Genomic DNA, 14,653 nt, shown 5'->3' on the forward strand with positions numbered 1-14,653 from the left:
AGGTAAGCCTGTTGCCCGTGTCAGTCCAGTCGGGCCGAACGTCTGCGGCAGGCGGCAGTCAATCGCTTTACACCGTTCGGGATTTGTTGCCATGAAGCGTCGCTACCGCTGGCCGTTGTGGATTTTCGCCACCATCGTGGTATTGCTGGTCACCCTGCATATCGCCCTGCCCTACCTCGTGCGCGACTATCTGAATGACAAGCTTGCCAATATGGGCGACTACCGCGGCCAGATCACCGACGTGGACCTGGCGCTCTGGCGCGGGGCCTACAAGATCAATGGCCTGAAAATCGTCAAGGCCGACGGCAAGGTGCCGGTGCCGTTCGTCGATGCGCCGGTTATCGACCTGTCTGTCAGTTGGCACTCGCTTTGGTACGACCATGCTGTCGTGGCACAGGTGAAATTCTTTAAACCTCAGGTGAACTTCGTCGATGGTGGTGCCAACAAGCAGAACTCCCAGACCGGTCAGGGCACCGACTGGCGTGAGCAACTGGGCAAACTGTTGCCTATCACGCTCGACGAAGTGCAGATCAACGATGGCCGCATCAGCTTTCGCAACTTCAACTCCAAACCACCGGTGAACATGAATGCGACCAATGTCGACGCCAGCATCTTCAACCTGACCAACGTGGTCGACACCAAGGGCAAACGCGACGCCCGCTTCGAGGGCAAAGCCCTTCTGCTGGGCCATGCGCCGCTGGAAACCACAGCCACCTTCGACCCCTTGAGCAATTTCGAAGACTTCGAATTTCGCCTGCGGGCCCGCGACATCGAACTCAAGCGCATGAACGACTTCGCCTCGGCCTACGGCAAATTCGACTTCAACGCCGGCCACGGCGACGTGGTCATCGAAGCCGCCGCCAACAAGGGCCAGCTCAAGGGCTATATCAAACCGCTGCTGCGCGACGTCGACGTCTTCAACTGGCAGCAGGATGTCGAGAACAAGAACAAGGGGATCTTCCGCTCGATCTGGGAAGCACTGGTCGGCGGCACCGAAACCGTGCTGAAAAACCAGGGCAAGAACCAGTTTGCCACCCGGGTCGAACTCAGCGGCAGCGTGCACCAGCAAGATATCAACGCGTTCGAAGCGTTTTTGCAGATTTTGCGCAACGGATTCATTCAGGCCTTCAATGCCCGGTATGAACGGCCGAAGCCGGATGCCGGATAGCGCGCTTGCTCAACTCGCTCTCGGCCGAAACTGAGTCAACATGTGACGCCCCATTCAGAGACTGAATAAGCCGTCTGCGTTCACAGTCGACCGGGCCGCGCGTTATAGTCGGGCATCCGATTATTTCGCCCCCGCCCTGCCCGTTCAGGTCGGCGTTACCGTTCGAGGATTAGCAGATGAAGTTCGAAGGCACCCAGGCCTACGTCGCCACCGATGACCTGAAGCTGGCGGTCAACGCCGCCATCACCCTGGAGCGGCCGCTGCTGGTCAAGGGCGAACCGGGCACCGGCAAGACCATGCTCGCCGAGCAACTGGCCGAATCGTTCGGCGCCAAGCTGATCACCTGGCACATCAAGTCCACCACCAAGGCCCATCAGGGCCTGTACGAGTACGATGCGGTCAGCCGTCTGCGCGACTCGCAACTGGGCAATGAAAAAGTCCACGACGTGCGCAACTACCTGAAGAAGGGCAAGCTTTGGGAGGCGTTCGAGTCCGAAGAACGCGTCATCCTGCTGATCGACGAAATCGACAAGGCCGACATCGAGTTCCCCAACGACCTGCTGCAAGAACTCGACAAGATGGAGTTCTACGTTTACGAGATCGACGAGACCATCAAGGCCAAGAAGCGTCCGATCATCATCATTACCTCCAACAACGAGAAAGAGCTGCCGGACGCGTTCCTGCGCCGCTGCTTCTTCCACTACATCGCCTTCCCCGACCGCACCACCCTGCAGAAAATCGTCGATGTGCACTACCCGGACATCAAGAAGGATCTGGTCAGCGAAGCGCTGGACGTGTTCTTCGACGTGCGCAAGGTACCGGGCCTGAAGAAGAAGCCTTCAACCTCGGAACTGGTCGACTGGCTGAAACTGCTGATGGCCGACAACATCGGCGAAGCCGTACTGCGCGAACGCGATCCGACCAAAGCCATCCCGCCGCTCGCCGGTGCGCTGGTGAAGAACGAACAGGACGTGCAACTGCTTGAGCGCCTGGCGTTCATGAGCCGTCGCGGCACCCGCTAAGAGGCTGATGCCATGTTGCTCAACCTGTTCAATGAAATGCGTGCAGCCAAGGTGCCGGTGTCGGTGCGCGAGCTGCTCGACCTGATCAACGCGCTGAAACAGCGCGTGACCTTCGCCGACATGGACGAGTTCTACTACTTGTCGCGGGCGATTCTGGTGAAGGACGAACGGCATTTCGACAAGTTCGACCGTGCGTTCGGCGCCTACTTCAATGGCCTGGAAAAGCTCGACGATCACTTGCAGGCGCTGATTCCCGAAGACTGGCTGCGCAAGGAGTTCGAGCGCTCGCTGAGCGACGAGGAACGCGCGCAGATCCAGTCCCTCGGTGGCCTGGACAAGCTGATCGAAGAGTTCAAGAAACGCCTGGAAGAACAGCAGGAACGCCACGCCGGCGGCAACAAATGGATCGGCACCGGCGGCACCAGCCCGTTCGGCTCCGGCGGTTTCAACCCGGAAGGCATCCGGGTCGGCGATGCTGGCAAGCGCCAGGGCAAAGCGGTGAAAGTCTGGGATCAGCGCGAGTACAAGAACCTCGACGACTCGGTGGAACTGGGCACCCGCAACATCAAGGTCGCCCTGCGCCGCCTGCGTAAATTCGCTCGTCAGGGCGCGGCTGAAGAGCTGGACATCGACGGCACCATCGACCACACCGCCAAGGATGCCGGGCTGCTGAACATCCAGATGCGCCCGGAACGGCGCAACACGGTGAAACTGTTGCTGCTGTTCGACATCGGCGGCTCGATGGACGCCCACGTGAAGATCTGCGAGGAACTGTTCTCGGCCTGCAAGACCGAGTTCAAGCATCTGGAGTACTTCTACTTCCACAACTTCATTTATGAATCGGTGTGGAAGAACAACATGCGCCGCACCTCCGAGCGCACGTCGACCCAGGACCTGCTGCACAAGTATGGCGCCGACTACAAAGTGATCTTCATCGGTGACGCCGCGATGGCGCCTTATGAAATCACCCAGGCCGGCGGCAGCGTCGAGCACTGGAACGAAGAGCCGGGTTACGTGTGGATGCAGCGTTTCATGGAGAAATACAAGAAGCTCATCTGGATCAACCCATATCCGAAAGATACGTGGGGCTACACCTCGTCGACCAATATCGTGCGGGATCTGATCGAGGATCAGATGTATCCGTTGACATTGCGCGGGCTGGAAGAAGGGATGCGGTTTCTGTCCAAGTAAGCGGATCGTTCCCATGTCGAGGCGTCGAACCGTCTGCGTGGGAATGCATCAAGTGACGCTCTGCGTCACTGGGACGCGGAGCGTCCCGGGCGGCATTCCCACGCGGAGCGTGGGAACGATCAAACGCAAACGCATTCGACGTGGGAACGATCAAGTAAAGCGCTTTAGATATTCGACATGCTCCCGGTGTGCCACATCCTGTACCACCGGGCGCAATCTGACCTTCGCCCCAGGCAGACACTGTGCCAGTCGGGCCAGCGCCAACGGCGTCAACGCTCCCAATCGCGGATAACCGCCAATGGTCTGCCGATCATTGAGCAAAACGATCGGCTGCCCGTCCGGCGGCACCTGCACCGCGCCCAGCGGGATGCCCTCGGAAATCATCGGCTTGCCCTGATACTGCAACGCCGTGCCCAACAAACGAATACCCATGCGATCGGCGCGACTGTCCAGCGTCCAGGCGCTGTTGAATGCATCGAACAGGCTCTGCCCGCTGAACTGACCGATCTGCGCGCCGAGCACCAGATCGAGCGGCGCGTCGAGACGCAGGTCCGGTCGATGCTCCGCCGGGACCTCACGCACCAATAAGGTTTCGCCCTGATAACTCAGCGAAGCGCCCTTGGCCAATGGCAAGCCAAAACCATCGAGACCGCCGAGTTCCTCACGTACCACCGTGGCACTGCTGCCCAGCACTTTCGGCGCACTGAAACCGCCGGGCGCCGCCAGATAGGCCCGCGCCCCCTGCAACGGCTGGGTGAACTTCAAGGTCTGCCCTTTGCGCAGTTTGAAACTGCGCCACGGCGTCAGCGCCTCGCCGTCAAGCTGCGCGCCAAGATCGGCACCCGCCAATGCCAGCAAGCAATCTTCTTCAGCCACCACCGTGAACCCGCCGAGGGTGATTTCGATCACCGGCAAGTCCAGGCCATTGCCCAGCAGCCAGTTGGCCCAGGCCATCGACCGCCAATCTGCCGCGCCGCCCTGGGTCACGCCCAGATGGCGTACGCCAAACCGCCCGGCATCCTGCAACAGACACAGCGGCGTGCTCGCTTCAATCGTCAGTCGGCTCATGCCAGGGCCTCCAGAGGCGTGTCGTCACCGCCCAGACGGATGAATTCGGCATGGCTCACCGCTTCGAAACGCACGGTATCGCCGGGCTGCATGAGGCTGTAGCCATCGCGTTCACGGTCGAACAGTTTTGCCGGCGTGCGACCGATCAGATTCCAGCCACCGGGAGACACCACCGGATACGCCGCTGTCTGCCGCTCGGCGATACCGACGCTGCCGGCGGCGACTTTCTTGCGCGGGGTATTCAGACGTGGTGCCGCGAGCACATCTTCCACCAGCCCCATGAACGCGAAACCCGGCGCAAAGCCTAGGGCGAACACCTGATATTCACGAGCACTGTGACGGCGGATCACCTCTTCCACCGCCAAACCGCTGCGTTGTGACAGCAGGCTCAATTCCGGTCCGACGCTAAGGTCGTACCACACCGGTAACACATGACACTGGCCGCCGGTGCGCGCATTCGGCGACAGGTCGATCAAGGCTTCGGCGATCAATTCGCGAGCCTGACCCGGATTCAATTCGGTCAGGTCGTAATGCACCATCAACGTGGTGTACGACGGCACCAGATCGATCAGATGTGCGCCGAACACCGTGCGCAACCGCTCACTGGCGGCGAGCATCCACGGCATGTTGGCTTCGGCGATTTCATCGAACAGGCGCAGCATCAGGCAATCCAGCGCTACCACTTCCACCCGCGGATTCATGGCGCGCTCTGCTCGTTCAGGGCCTGACGAATGCGTTGCACGGCCGCCACTGAACTGGCGTTGTCACCGTGCACGCACAGCGTGTTGGCTTGCAGGTGCAGCGCGCTGCCGTCGCTGGCGGTGAGGTTGTCGCCACGAGCGATGGTCAGCGCTTGCGCGATGATGGTTTCGGAATCGTGATGCACCGCGCCCGGCAGTTGTCGCGAGACCAGTCGGCCGGCGCTGTCATAGGCGCGATCGGCGAAGGCTTCGAACCACAGGGTCACGCCGTATTCGTCGCCAAGCTGTTGCGCGGCCGTATTGTCGCGGGTGGCCATCAGCATCAGTGGCAAGCTGCGATCGTAAGCCGCGACGGCCTGAATCACCGCCCGCAACTGCGCCGGGTTGGCCATCATGTCGTTGTACATCGCGCCGTGGGGTTTGACGTAGCTGACTTTGCCACCCTGGGCACGGCAAATGCCGTCGAGAGCACCGATCTGGTAATGCAGGATGTCTTGCAGTTCCTGGGCGGTGTACGCCATGGAGCGCCGGCCGAACCCCACCAGATCCTGATAGGCCGGATGCGCGCCGATCTGCACGCCGTGGCTCAGGGCCAGGCTGACGGTCTTGCGCATGATGCTCGGGTCGCCGGCGTGAAAACCGCAGGCAATGTTGGCGCAATCGATGAAAGGCATGACTTCCGCGTCCAGACCCATGGTCCAGTTGCCGAAGCTCTCGCCGATGTCACAGTTCAATAGCAGGCGGTTCACGGTGAACACTCCTGTAGCTGTTATCTTTTTATGCTGTAGGACAGTTGTCGCAGGTTATCAGTTACTGCGCGTCCAGTTGCTTGCCACGGGTTTCCGGCAGGCTCAACGCCGCGAGAATCACCACCCCGTAGGACACCGCCGCAAAGGCACCGATGCCTACGCTCAGCGGCACTTTCTGGCTGAGCAGGCCGATCAGCAGGGGGAACAATGCCGCCAGCGCCCGGCCGATGTTGTAGCAGAAGCCCTGCCCCGAACCGCGAATCCGGGTTGGAAACAGCTCGGTGAGAAACGCGCCCATGCCACTGAAAATCCCCGAGGCGAAGAAGCCCAGCGGGAAACCCAACCACAACATCACGCCGTTGCTGACTGGCAATTGGGTGTAGAGCAGAACGATGGTGAACGAGCCGACCGCGAACAGGATGAAGTTCTTCTTGCGGCCCAACAGGTCGGTCAAATAGGCGCTGATCACATAACCGGCGTAGGAACCGATGATCACCATTGCCAGATAACCGCCGGTGCCGAGTACGCTCAAGCCGCGTTCGTTTTTCAGAAAAGTCGGTAGCCAGGACGTGATCGCGTAGTAACCACCGAGGGCGCCGGTGGTCAGCAACGAGGCGCGAATCGTGGTGAAGAGCATGCCGGGGGCGAAGATCTCGTAGAACTTCGAAGGGCTTTCCGGGGTTTGTCTGGCCTTGGCTTCGCGGTAGATCTCCGGATCTTTCACCAGACGGCGGACGAAAATCACGAACACTGCCGGCACGATGCCAAGGATGAACAGTGCGCGCCAGGCGTCTTCCGGTGGCAGCACCGAGAACAGCAGCGCATACAGAATCGCTGTCAGGCCCCAACCCAAGGCCCAGCCGGATTGCACCATGCCCACCGCCTTGCCGCGGTCCTTGGCCCGGATCACTTCACCGATCAGCACCGCACCGGCGGTCCATTCACCGCCGAAACCGAAGCCCATCAAGGTGCGGGCGATCAACAGCTGTTCGTAGTTCTGGGCGAAGCCGCAAAGGAAAGTGAAGAATGCAAACCACAGCACCGTCAGTTGCAGGGTACGCACGCGGCCGATGCGGTCGGAGAGAATTCCCGCCACCCAACCGCCGATGGCCGACGCGATCAGGGTGCTGGTATGAATCAGGCCGGCTTCGCCGGTGGTGATGCCCCACATCGCGATCAGGGTCGGCACCACGAAGCTGAGCATCTGGGTGTCCATGCCGTCCAGGCCGTAGCCGATCTTGCAGCTCCAGAAGGTCCGGCGCTCCTGCTGATTGATGTTGCGATACCAGTCGAACGGGCCGGGACGGGCCGCAGTCTTGGGGAGGTCGAGGGTGTCGGGCGCACTCATGGCATGTCTCCGCAGGCTTTTATTGGTCTTGTTCGAAGCTCCGACGACGCCTATCGTGGGAACCGGATGCGTCGATTCTTGGGTGCGTCACCCGGTCGCGTCCAACGAATAAAAACCCGCCCAAGACATAAGAAAAATTTGTTGCCATGAACCTGAAGTTTCTCGAAACCTTCGTCTGGGTCGCCCGGCTGAAAAGTTTTCGCCTGACCGCCGACAAGCTGTTCACCACCCAGGCCTCGATCTCCAGCCGGATCGCGGTGCTCGAAGGCGAGCTCGGGGTGAAGCTGTTCCTGCGTGATTCACGCGGCGTCAGCCTGACGCCCGAAGGTTTGAAAGTGCTGGACTATGCCGAGCAGATGCTCGACACGATGCAGGCGCTGAAGCAGTCGATCGAGACCCGATCGAGCAAGGTCGGCCGAGTGCGCATCGGAGTGATGGACACGGTGATTCACACCTGGCTCAGCCCGTTGGTGGCGCAAATGACCGATCTGTATCCACGGGTGGAAATCGAGCTGGTGGCGGATACCTCGCTGAACCTCTGCGATCAGCTGCAAAAAGGCTTTCTCGATCTGATCCTGCAAACCGATCTGGTGCGCCAGGAAAGCGTGCGCAGCCTGGAGCTGGCCAGCCACCCCATCGGCTGGATTGTCGCCAGCAACTCGATCTACAACCGCGACTATCAAAGCCTCGCCGACCTGGCGCAGGAACGGATCATCACCTACTCGAAAAACTCCCGGCCGCACCAGGACATCCTGGCGCTGATGCAGGCCCAGGGCGTGCTGGCGCCAAGGTTGAATTGTGTGAATTCGGTGTCGGCGATCACCCGGCTGTTGCGCGACGGCTTCGGCATTGGCGCGTTGCCGCCGGTGCTGGTGGCCGAGGAACTGGCGCGGGGGGAATTGACTTTGCTCGACATCGAACAGCGTCCACCGAACCTGCAAGTCGTGGTGTCATGGCGGGTCGGTGTGGAATGGGTCGAGGAGATTGTGATGCTGTGTCAGCAGGTGCTTGAGGGGTATGCGCGCAAGGTGGGCAAGGATTACATCGCTTTAAGTTGATCGTTCCCACGCTCTGCGTGGGAATGCAGCCCGGGACGCTCCGCGTCCCTCGCAAGCCGAACGCGGAGCGTCCGTTGAGGCATTCCCACGCAGACGGTTCGACGCCTCGACGTGGGAACGATCTTCATAAGGCTCAGAGCCCGCGCACATCCCGGTCTTCGATCGGCCGGCTCTGGCGCAGGCGCTTGCCGCCCAGCACCACCCAGTCGATCAGACGGAACAGGCATTCAAGACCGAACGACAGCAGCAGCGCGCCGCTCATCCCCCAGATCATCGCTTCCGGCGTCAGCAGGATCTGGTAGCTGTAGCCGTTCCAGGTTTCCTTGCGGATGTCCGGGTCGGCGGCCAGCACCACTTGCAGGAAGCGGATGTACCAAGGGCCCTGCATCGCCTGGAATTGCTTGTCCAGCGCCAGCTGACGGTTGAGCAAGGTGCTCAGGCTGTCGGCATCGCTGCGAAACACCGGGTCTTCGCTGGCACGGTAATGGGCGACCAGCGCCTGGATATCACCCTTGAAAAACTGCTCGGCGGTGCCCTGGAAGCCGCGCAGACCGGTCTGCGCCTCGATCAGGTGCGCTTCGACCCGCTTGGCGTAATCGTTGATGAAGCCCGGCACCTGGACACCGATCAACAGGCCCGCCGCAAACAACACCAGCCGTAGATAACTGAGCAACATGGGGGTGCAATCCTTATTCGGTCGTGCCTTGGCTTACGCATTCGCCGCGTCGCCACAGGCTCCATTGGCCCGGTTCGTAGCGGGTCCAGGTTTCGTTTTCGGTCAAGGGTTCGGTGGCAATCACCGTGACCACGTCGTTGGGCGTGGTTTCGGCCTGGAAGTCGACAATCACATCGACGTCCTTGAGCCGTGCCGGACCAAACGGTGCGCGTCGGGTGATCTGCGCCAGTTTGGTCGAGCAATAGCAGAACAGCCAGTCGCCGTCGCTGAGCAGGCAGTTGAACACGCCTTTGCTGCGATATTCGGCGCAGGCCGCGACCAGATCCGGCAGCAGCACTTCTATATCGACCGGTTCCGGGAACGCTGCACGTACGCGATTGAGCAAATCGCAGAACGCCGCTTCGCTGTCGGTATCGCCGACCGGGCGGTAGAAACTTTTGATCGGCGAGAAATCGGCGAGCTGGCCGTTGTGCGCGAAGCACCAGTTGCGGCCCCACAGTTCGCGGACGAACGGGTGGGTGTTGGACAGGCAGACCTTGCCGACGTTGGCCTGGCGGATATGACCGATGACCACTTCGCTCTTGATCGGATAGCGCTGCACCAGGTTGGCCACTTCCGACTCGCTGCTGGCCGCCGGGTCCTGGAACAGGCGCAAGCCGCGCCCTTCATAGAAACCGATGCCCCAGCCGTCGCGGTGCGGGCCGGTACGACCGCCGCGCTGCATCAGCCCGGTGAAGCTGAACACGATGTCGGTCGGCACGTTGGCACTCATGCCCAGTAATTCACACATGTGCGGACTCTCGTGATTACAGACGCGGCTCGACCCGCATGCGCTGCGGGTTGCTCGGCATTGGCGGGCGACCGTAACGGTCATCGCCGGCACCGCCGAACGGTTGATCGGCGTCCCGTTCATCATCGGCCCGGGCCGCTGCTCGGGCGGCTTCAGCTTGCTCTCGGCGGGCCTTGGAAGCGCGTTCGATCGGCAGGCGGATCAGCACGAAAATCAGGTACAGGCCGAACGCGATCATGGCGTACATGAGCAATTCGGAAATCGCGCGCCAGGCGTTGTTGCCGACCTTGAACGCCAGATCCAGCGCGGTAATGGCGATGGCCGGGGCGAATTTTTCCTTCACCGGGTCAATGATGGTCGGGCTGAACAGCAACACCGCCATCAGCACACGCAGCGGCTCGCGCAGCCAGCGCCACATCCAGCGGGTCATGCGCATCCACACCAGCAGGCAGCCCACGGCGGCAAAGGCGTAAAGGCCCCAGGCGATCAGATAGTCGTTCTCGGTCATGGTGTCCATGGCAAGGCAGGCAAAGAGGCGCTTATAGTAACGACTTTTCGCACGTCAGGCTTCCCCGCCGTCCGTGCGGCCCTTATTTGTCATGTCCGAGAGCTTTCCATGCCCGTATCCGCCAACGTCAGCAGCGCCCCGATTGCCCACAAGGCCGCCGGTCACGACCCGTACGCCTGGCTGCAGGAACGCGACACCGACGCGGTGCTCGACTACCTCAAGGCTGAAAACGACTATCAGCAGGCGCAGACCGCCGATCAGGCCGAACTGCGCGAAACCCTGTTCGAAGAGATCAAGGGCCGGATCCTCGAAACCGACCTGTCCCTCCCCTCGCCATGGGGCCCGTACCTGTATTACACCCGCACCACAGCGGGTGACGAATACGCCCGTCACTACCGCTGCCCGCGCCCGGCCGACGACAGCCTGACCCTCGACGAAAGCCGCGAACAACTGCTGCTCGACCCGAACGCCCTGGCCAACGGCGGCTTTTTCTCCCTCGGCGCGTTCAGCATCAGCCCGGATCACCAGCGCCTGGCCTACAGCGTCGATGCCTCGGGCGACGAGATTTACACGTTGTTCGTGAAGGAGTTATCCAGCGAACGCGTCAGCGAACTGGAATTCCAGGACTGCGACGGCAGCATGACCTGGGCCAATGACAGCCTGACCCTGTTCTTCGGTGTACTCGACGACACCCATCGTCCGCACAAGCTGTTCCGCTATCGCCTGGACGGCACTGCCGCCGAAGAGGTGTTCCACGAGCCAGACGGGCGTTTCTTCCTGCATTGCTACCGCGCCAGCTCCGAGCAGCAATTGCTGTTGTCCCTGGGCAGCAAGACCACCAGCGAAGTCTGGGCACTGGACGCCAATCAGCCGCAGCAGCCGTTCACCTGCCTGGCGCCACGGGTCGAGGATCACGAATACGACGTCGACCACGGCAAGCTCGATGGCGAATGGACCTGGTTCATCCGCACCAACCGCGACGGCATCAACTTCGCCCTGTATCAGGCGCCAGACACCGGCATCCCACCGAGCGAAGCTGACTGGCAGAACCTGATCCCGCACAGCGATTCGGTGATGCTCGATGGCGTGACCCTCAACGCCGAAGCCCTGACCCTGAGCCTGCGCGAAGGTGGTCTGCCGATCATCGAAATTCGCCCACACGGTCTGGCGCCTTATCGCGTGCAATTACCGGACGCGGCCTACAGCCTCTACGTGCAAAACAGCCTGGAATTCGAAAGCGACCGCATTCGCCTGCGCTATGAAGCGCTGAATCGTCCGGCTCAGGTTCGGCAACTGATCCTCGCCACCGGCGAACAGACCGTCCTCAAGGAAACCCCGGTACTCGGCCCGTTCGACGCCGACGCCTACGTCAGCCAGCGCCTGTGGGCGACTGCGCCGGACGGCACCCAGGTGCCGATCAGCCTGGTGATGAAACGGGAAATGGTCGGCAAAGCGGTGCCGCTGTACCTGTACGGTTACGGCGCCTACGGTTCGAGCCTCGATCCATGGTTCTCCCACGCCCGCCTGAGCCTGCTGGATCGCGGGATGGCATTCGCCATCGCCCATGTCCGTGGCGGCGGTGAACTGGGCGAAGCCTGGTACCGCGCCGGCAAGCAGGAGCACAAGCACAACACCTTCAGCGACTTCATTGCCTGTGCCGAATTCCTGATCCTCAACGGCATCACCACCGCGCCACAGCTGGCGATCAGCGGCGGCAGCGCCGGTGGCTTGCTGATCGGCGCGGTGCTCAACCAGCGTCCGGATCTGTTCGGCGTGGCGATTGCCGAAGTGCCGTTCGTCGACGTGCTCAACACCATGCTCGACCCGGATCTGCCGCTGACCGTCACCGAATACGACGAGTGGGGCAATCCCGAAGAGCCGGAGGTCTACGAGCGGATCAAGGCCTATGCGCCATACGAAAACGTCACTGCACAGGCGTATCCCGCAACACTGGTGATCGCCGGCTACAACGACAGTCGCGTGCAATATTGGGAAGCGGCCAAGTGGGTGGCGAAATTGCGCGCGACCAAGACCGATGACAATCCATTGCTGCTCAAGACCGAACTGGGCGCCGGCCACGGCGGCATGAGCGGGCGTTATCAGGGATTACGTGACGTAGCGCTCGAATATGCATTTGTTTTCAAGGTTCTGGGCATTGCCTGAGGAACTCCGCCGGTCAGTCAGGTCTTAATTCCGGGCACCGGGAGCCGATAAGCAGATCGGCCCCCGGTGGCGAGCCTGCCACCCGACACAACAAAAAGACCGCACGACATGTCAGAACCCACTCTACTGAACAACGAAATCCGCGACTGGCTGATGGACTGCGGCCTGTTCGATCAATTGCAGCTGGCGGATTTTGCCGCCGCTTCGGGCTACTTCAGCATCAGCACCGTGGCTGAAGGCGAAGCGATCTTTCGCGAAGGTGATGCCGGCAGTTTCATGTGCATCATCCACACCGGCCAGGTGGCCGTGCAGAAAACCGGTGGCGACGGCCAGGTCGTGACCATGGCCACCCTGCGCAGCGGCCGGGCGTTCGGTGAAATGGCCGTGCTCGACGGCGAGCGCCGCTCGGCAACATGCGTCGCGGCGAGCAACTGTCAGTTGCTCAACCTCGGCAAGGATTCACTGGAAAAAATGCTCAACGACGCACCGAAGATCGCCGCCAAGATCATCCGCGCCCTCGCTGTCTCCCTGTCCAAACGTCTGCGCATGGCCGACGGCCAGCTCGCCGCCCAGCAGATCTAGCCTCCCGGGGATTTGGGTTTGCTGTCGTTCTGTTCCAGGCCCGGCAATGGCTGATCCTTGGTCGGCGGGCTGGGCATTTCGATCGGCACCAGCGGCGGGCCGCCACTGCCGGGGCCGGCCTTGGGAATCGGCACCGGGCTGATCTGCGGATACGGGGTTGGCGTCGCCGTACCGGGCGAACCCGGTTGCGGTGTCGGGCTGACGGGAATTGTCTGTTGCGCCTGTACGGCAGTTATCGAGAGCGCGGCCAGGGTAATGACCGTTAGAATGGTGCGCTTCATCAAGGGCTCCGTTGGCCTGAAGTCTGCCTTCAGGCTACTCCCAACGCGCCGGCTTGCCTTCCCCCCTGTAGAGATTTCCATGAAACGTTTCGTTCTGCTCGACACCACGCCGATCCCTGACAACGGCGGCGCCCTGTGCCTGTTCGAGTATGGCGAGGATTTCGTCATCAAGATCCAGGGCGGCGACGGCGGCCAATTGATGAACACCCGCATGCACGGTTCCGAAGACGCGCTGGCCGAGATTCCGTGCCGCAAGGTCGCCGGCCGGCCGAACTCGCGGGTGCTGATCGGCGGTCTGGGCATGGGCTTCACCCTCGCCTCCGCGCTCAAGCATCTGGGCAAGAGCGCCGAAGTGGTGGTCGCCGAACTGGTGCCCGGCGTGGTCGAGTGGAACCGCGGCCCGCTCGGTGAAAAGTCCGGACGCCCGCTGCTCGATCCGCGCACGGTGATCCGTCAGGAAGACGTGGCCAAGGTGCTGCAAAGCGAGTCGAACGGTTTCGACGCAATCATGCTCGACGTCGACAACGGCCCCGAAGGCCTGACCCAGAGAGCCAACAGCTGGCTGTATTCCGCCGCAGGCCTGGCCGCCTGCGCCAAGGCGATGCGACCCAAAGGCGTGCTGGCGGTGTGGTCGGCCAGCGCCGACCGGCAGTTTTCCGACAAATTGAAGAAGGCCGGTTTCAAGGCCGAGGAAGTCCAGGTCTTCGCCCACGGCAACAAGGGCACGCGCCACACGATCTGGATTGCCGAGAAGCTCAAGGGCTGAGCTAAACTTGCCTCATAACCGTCATTAGTCTTTCTACAAAGGTGAACCCATGAGTTCGTCCACCCCGACCAACACTTCGAAGCTGGATCGCATCCTTGCCGACAACCAGCGCGACAAGGAAATGGGCTACCGCTACAAGGCCCTGAAGATGTACCCGCACGTGTGCGGCCGCTGCGCCCGTGAATTTTCCGGCAAGCGCCTGAGCGAGCTGACCGTGCACCACCGCGACCACAACCACGACAACAACCCGCAGGACGGTTCCAACTGGGAACTGCTGTGCCTGTACTGCCACGACAACGAACACTCGCGCTACACCGACCAGCAGTACTTCGGCGAAGGCTCGCTGAGCACGCCGAAAATCGCCAAGGCTACGCACAACCCGTTTGCTGCCCTGGCCGGGCTGATGAAGAAAGAAGACTGAGCCACCACTCTGATCGTTCCCACGCTCCGCGTGGGAATGCAGCCCGGGACGCTCCGCGTCCCAAAGCGGACGCAGAGCGTCCATTGAGGCATTCCCACGCAGAGCGTGGGAACGATCAGCACCGCAGATCCTGAATCTGCCCGCCCTCCCCCAATCCCCGT

The 14,653-nt window shown here is 61.5% G+C and carries 16 protein-coding genes; 8 read left to right on the forward strand and 8 right to left on the reverse strand.

The annotated features are described in order from the left end of the window. Window positions 1-91 precede the first annotated feature (91 nt). The 3 genes from L6D82_RS13170 to L6D82_RS13180 all read left to right on the forward strand — a co-directional run bounded on the left by L6D82_RS13170 (window position 92) and on the right by L6D82_RS13180 (window position 3,381). Window positions 92-1,168 carry a DUF748 domain-containing protein gene (locus tag L6D82_RS13170; protein ID WP_236189482.1) on the forward strand — a complete coding sequence of 359 codons (1,077 nt, stop codon included), beginning with the start codon at window positions 92-94 and terminating at the stop codon, window positions 1,166-1,168. A 176-nt stretch (window positions 1,169-1,344) separates the two neighbouring features. After that, entirely contained in the window at window positions 1,345-2,190 is an 846-nt protein-coding gene (locus L6D82_RS13175; protein ID WP_007911294.1) for an AAA family ATPase, read from the forward strand. Between the two features lie 12 nt (window positions 2,191-2,202). After that, window positions 2,203-3,381 carry a vWA domain-containing protein gene (locus L6D82_RS13180; protein WP_236189484.1) on the forward strand — a complete coding sequence of 393 codons (1,179 nt, stop codon included), beginning with the start codon at window positions 2,203-2,205 and terminating at the stop codon, window positions 3,379-3,381. 150 nt (window positions 3,382-3,531) lie between these two features. On the opposite strand, the gene L6D82_RS13185 is transcribed toward L6D82_RS13180, so the two are convergent. The 4 genes from L6D82_RS13185 to L6D82_RS13200 all read right to left on the reverse strand — a co-directional run bounded on the left by L6D82_RS13185 (window position 3,532) and on the right by L6D82_RS13200 (window position 7,247). After that, on the reverse strand, window positions 3,532-4,449 hold the full coding sequence (locus tag L6D82_RS13185) for a 5-oxoprolinase subunit C family protein (protein WP_236189486.1): 918 nt from the start codon (window positions 4,447-4,449) through the stop codon (window positions 3,532-3,534). Further along, on the reverse strand, window positions 4,446-5,150 hold the full coding sequence (locus L6D82_RS13190; protein ID WP_236189488.1) for a 5-oxoprolinase subunit B family protein: 705 nt from the start codon (window positions 5,148-5,150) through the stop codon (window positions 4,446-4,448). The genes L6D82_RS13185 and L6D82_RS13190 overlap by 4 nt, the downstream gene beginning before the upstream one ends. Beyond that, complete coding sequence (locus L6D82_RS13195; RefSeq protein ID WP_236189490.1) at window positions 5,147-5,899, reverse strand: 5-oxoprolinase subunit PxpA; 753 nt, start codon at window positions 5,897-5,899, stop codon at window positions 5,147-5,149. The genes L6D82_RS13190 and L6D82_RS13195 overlap by 4 nt, the downstream gene beginning before the upstream one ends. Before the next feature lie 61 nt (window positions 5,900-5,960). Then, a complete protein-coding gene (locus L6D82_RS13200; RefSeq protein ID WP_102685983.1) occupies window positions 5,961-7,247 on the reverse strand; it encodes an MFS transporter in 1,287 nt (428 codons plus the stop codon). A 146-nt stretch (window positions 7,248-7,393) separates the two neighbouring features. On the opposite strand from L6D82_RS13200, the gene L6D82_RS13205 reads away from it, so the two are divergent. Then, window positions 7,394-8,305: a LysR family transcriptional regulator gene (locus tag L6D82_RS13205; RefSeq protein ID WP_134022979.1), complete on the forward strand. Its 912-nt coding sequence runs from the start codon at window positions 7,394-7,396 to the stop codon at window positions 8,303-8,305. A gap of 133 nt (window positions 8,306-8,438) precedes the next feature. Here L6D82_RS13205 and L6D82_RS13210 read toward each other — a convergent pair whose 3' ends face one another. From L6D82_RS13210 to L6D82_RS13220, 3 genes are read right to left on the reverse strand one after another with little or no spacing between them, the layout of a single operon-like run. Beyond that, window positions 8,439-8,981 (reverse strand): DUF2937 family protein, encoded by a 543-nt coding sequence (locus tag L6D82_RS13210; protein WP_007956487.1) that lies wholly within the window; start codon window positions 8,979-8,981, stop codon window positions 8,439-8,441. 13 nt (window positions 8,982-8,994) lie between these two features. After that, window positions 8,995-9,771 carry a class II glutamine amidotransferase gene (locus L6D82_RS13215; protein ID WP_007956486.1) on the reverse strand — a complete coding sequence of 259 codons (777 nt, stop codon included), beginning with the start codon at window positions 9,769-9,771 and terminating at the stop codon, window positions 8,995-8,997. 16 nt (window positions 9,772-9,787) lie between these two features. Next, window positions 9,788-10,288: an MFS transporter gene (locus tag L6D82_RS13220; protein WP_102685981.1), complete on the reverse strand. Its 501-nt coding sequence runs from the start codon at window positions 10,286-10,288 to the stop codon at window positions 9,788-9,790. A gap of 99 nt (window positions 10,289-10,387) precedes the next feature. Here L6D82_RS13220 and L6D82_RS13225 point away from each other — a divergent pair, with 99 nt between their 5' ends. Both L6D82_RS13225 and L6D82_RS13230 read left to right on the forward strand, forming a co-directional pair. After that, complete coding sequence (locus L6D82_RS13225; RefSeq protein WP_236189492.1) at window positions 10,388-12,442, forward strand: S9 family peptidase; 2,055 nt, start codon at window positions 10,388-10,390, stop codon at window positions 12,440-12,442. A 108-nt stretch (window positions 12,443-12,550) separates the two neighbouring features. Further along, window positions 12,551-13,024, forward strand: a complete 474-nt coding sequence (locus L6D82_RS13230) for a cyclic nucleotide-binding domain-containing protein (protein WP_007956482.1) — start codon at window positions 12,551-12,553, stop codon at window positions 13,022-13,024. On the opposite strand, the gene L6D82_RS13235 is transcribed toward L6D82_RS13230, so the two are convergent. Beyond that, a complete protein-coding gene (locus tag L6D82_RS13235; protein WP_039772629.1) occupies window positions 13,021-13,305 on the reverse strand; it encodes a hypothetical protein in 285 nt (94 codons plus the stop codon). The genes L6D82_RS13230 and L6D82_RS13235 overlap by 4 nt on opposite strands. A gap of 79 nt (window positions 13,306-13,384) precedes the next feature. Here L6D82_RS13235 and L6D82_RS13240 point away from each other — a divergent pair, with 79 nt between their 5' ends. Both L6D82_RS13240 and L6D82_RS13245 read left to right on the forward strand, forming a co-directional pair. Then, on the forward strand, window positions 13,385-14,071 hold the full coding sequence (locus L6D82_RS13240) for a spermine/spermidine synthase domain-containing protein (RefSeq protein WP_236189494.1): 687 nt from the start codon (window positions 13,385-13,387) through the stop codon (window positions 14,069-14,071). A gap of 49 nt (window positions 14,072-14,120) precedes the next feature. Then, the gene (locus tag L6D82_RS13245; RefSeq protein ID WP_236189496.1) at window positions 14,121-14,492 is read left to right on the forward strand and encodes a YajD family HNH nuclease; all 372 of its coding nucleotides are present in this window, start codon (window positions 14,121-14,123) and stop codon (window positions 14,490-14,492) included. Window positions 14,493-14,653: the final 161 nt, after the last annotated feature.

It is taken from the genome of Pseudomonas paraglycinae (assembly GCF_021601625.1).
Taxonomy (GTDB): domain Bacteria; phylum Pseudomonadota; class Gammaproteobacteria; order Pseudomonadales; family Pseudomonadaceae; genus Aquipseudomonas; species Aquipseudomonas paraglycinae.

Coding starts and splice junctions, on each gene's coding strand:
- L6D82_RS13170 (WP_236189482.1), top strand. CDS start 92: ATGAAGCGTCGCTACCGCTGGCCGTTGTGGATTTTCGCCACCATCGTG.
- L6D82_RS13175 (WP_007911294.1), top strand. CDS start 1,345: ATGAAGTTCGAAGGCACCCAGGCCTACGTCGCCACCGATGACCTGAAG.
- L6D82_RS13180 (WP_236189484.1), top strand. CDS start 2,203: ATGTTGCTCAACCTGTTCAATGAAATGCGTGCAGCCAAGGTGCCGGTG.
- L6D82_RS13185 (WP_236189486.1), bottom strand. CDS start 4,449: ATGAGCCGACTGACGATTGAAGCGAGCACGCCGCTGTGTCTGTTGCAG.
- L6D82_RS13190 (WP_236189488.1), bottom strand. CDS start 5,150: ATGAATCCGCGGGTGGAAGTGGTAGCGCTGGATTGCCTGATGCTGCGC.
- L6D82_RS13200 (WP_102685983.1), bottom strand. CDS start 7,247: ATGAGTGCGCCCGACACCCTCGACCTCCCCAAGACTGCGGCCCGTCCC.
- L6D82_RS13205 (WP_134022979.1), top strand. CDS start 7,394: ATGAACCTGAAGTTTCTCGAAACCTTCGTCTGGGTCGCCCGGCTGAAA.
- L6D82_RS13210 (WP_007956487.1), bottom strand. CDS start 8,981: ATGTTGCTCAGTTATCTACGGCTGGTGTTGTTTGCGGCGGGCCTGTTG.
- L6D82_RS13215 (WP_007956486.1), bottom strand. CDS start 9,771: ATGTGTGAATTACTGGGCATGAGTGCCAACGTGCCGACCGACATCGTG.
- L6D82_RS13220 (WP_102685981.1), bottom strand. CDS start 10,288: ATGGACACCATGACCGAGAACGACTATCTGATCGCCTGGGGCCTTTAC.
- L6D82_RS13225 (WP_236189492.1), top strand. CDS start 10,388: ATGCCCGTATCCGCCAACGTCAGCAGCGCCCCGATTGCCCACAAGGCC.
- L6D82_RS13230 (WP_007956482.1), top strand. CDS start 12,551: ATGTCAGAACCCACTCTACTGAACAACGAAATCCGCGACTGGCTGATG.
- L6D82_RS13235 (WP_039772629.1), bottom strand. CDS start 13,305: ATGAAGCGCACCATTCTAACGGTCATTACCCTGGCCGCGCTCTCGATA.
- L6D82_RS13240 (WP_236189494.1), top strand. CDS start 13,385: ATGAAACGTTTCGTTCTGCTCGACACCACGCCGATCCCTGACAACGGC.
- L6D82_RS13245 (WP_236189496.1), top strand. CDS start 14,121: ATGAGTTCGTCCACCCCGACCAACACTTCGAAGCTGGATCGCATCCTT.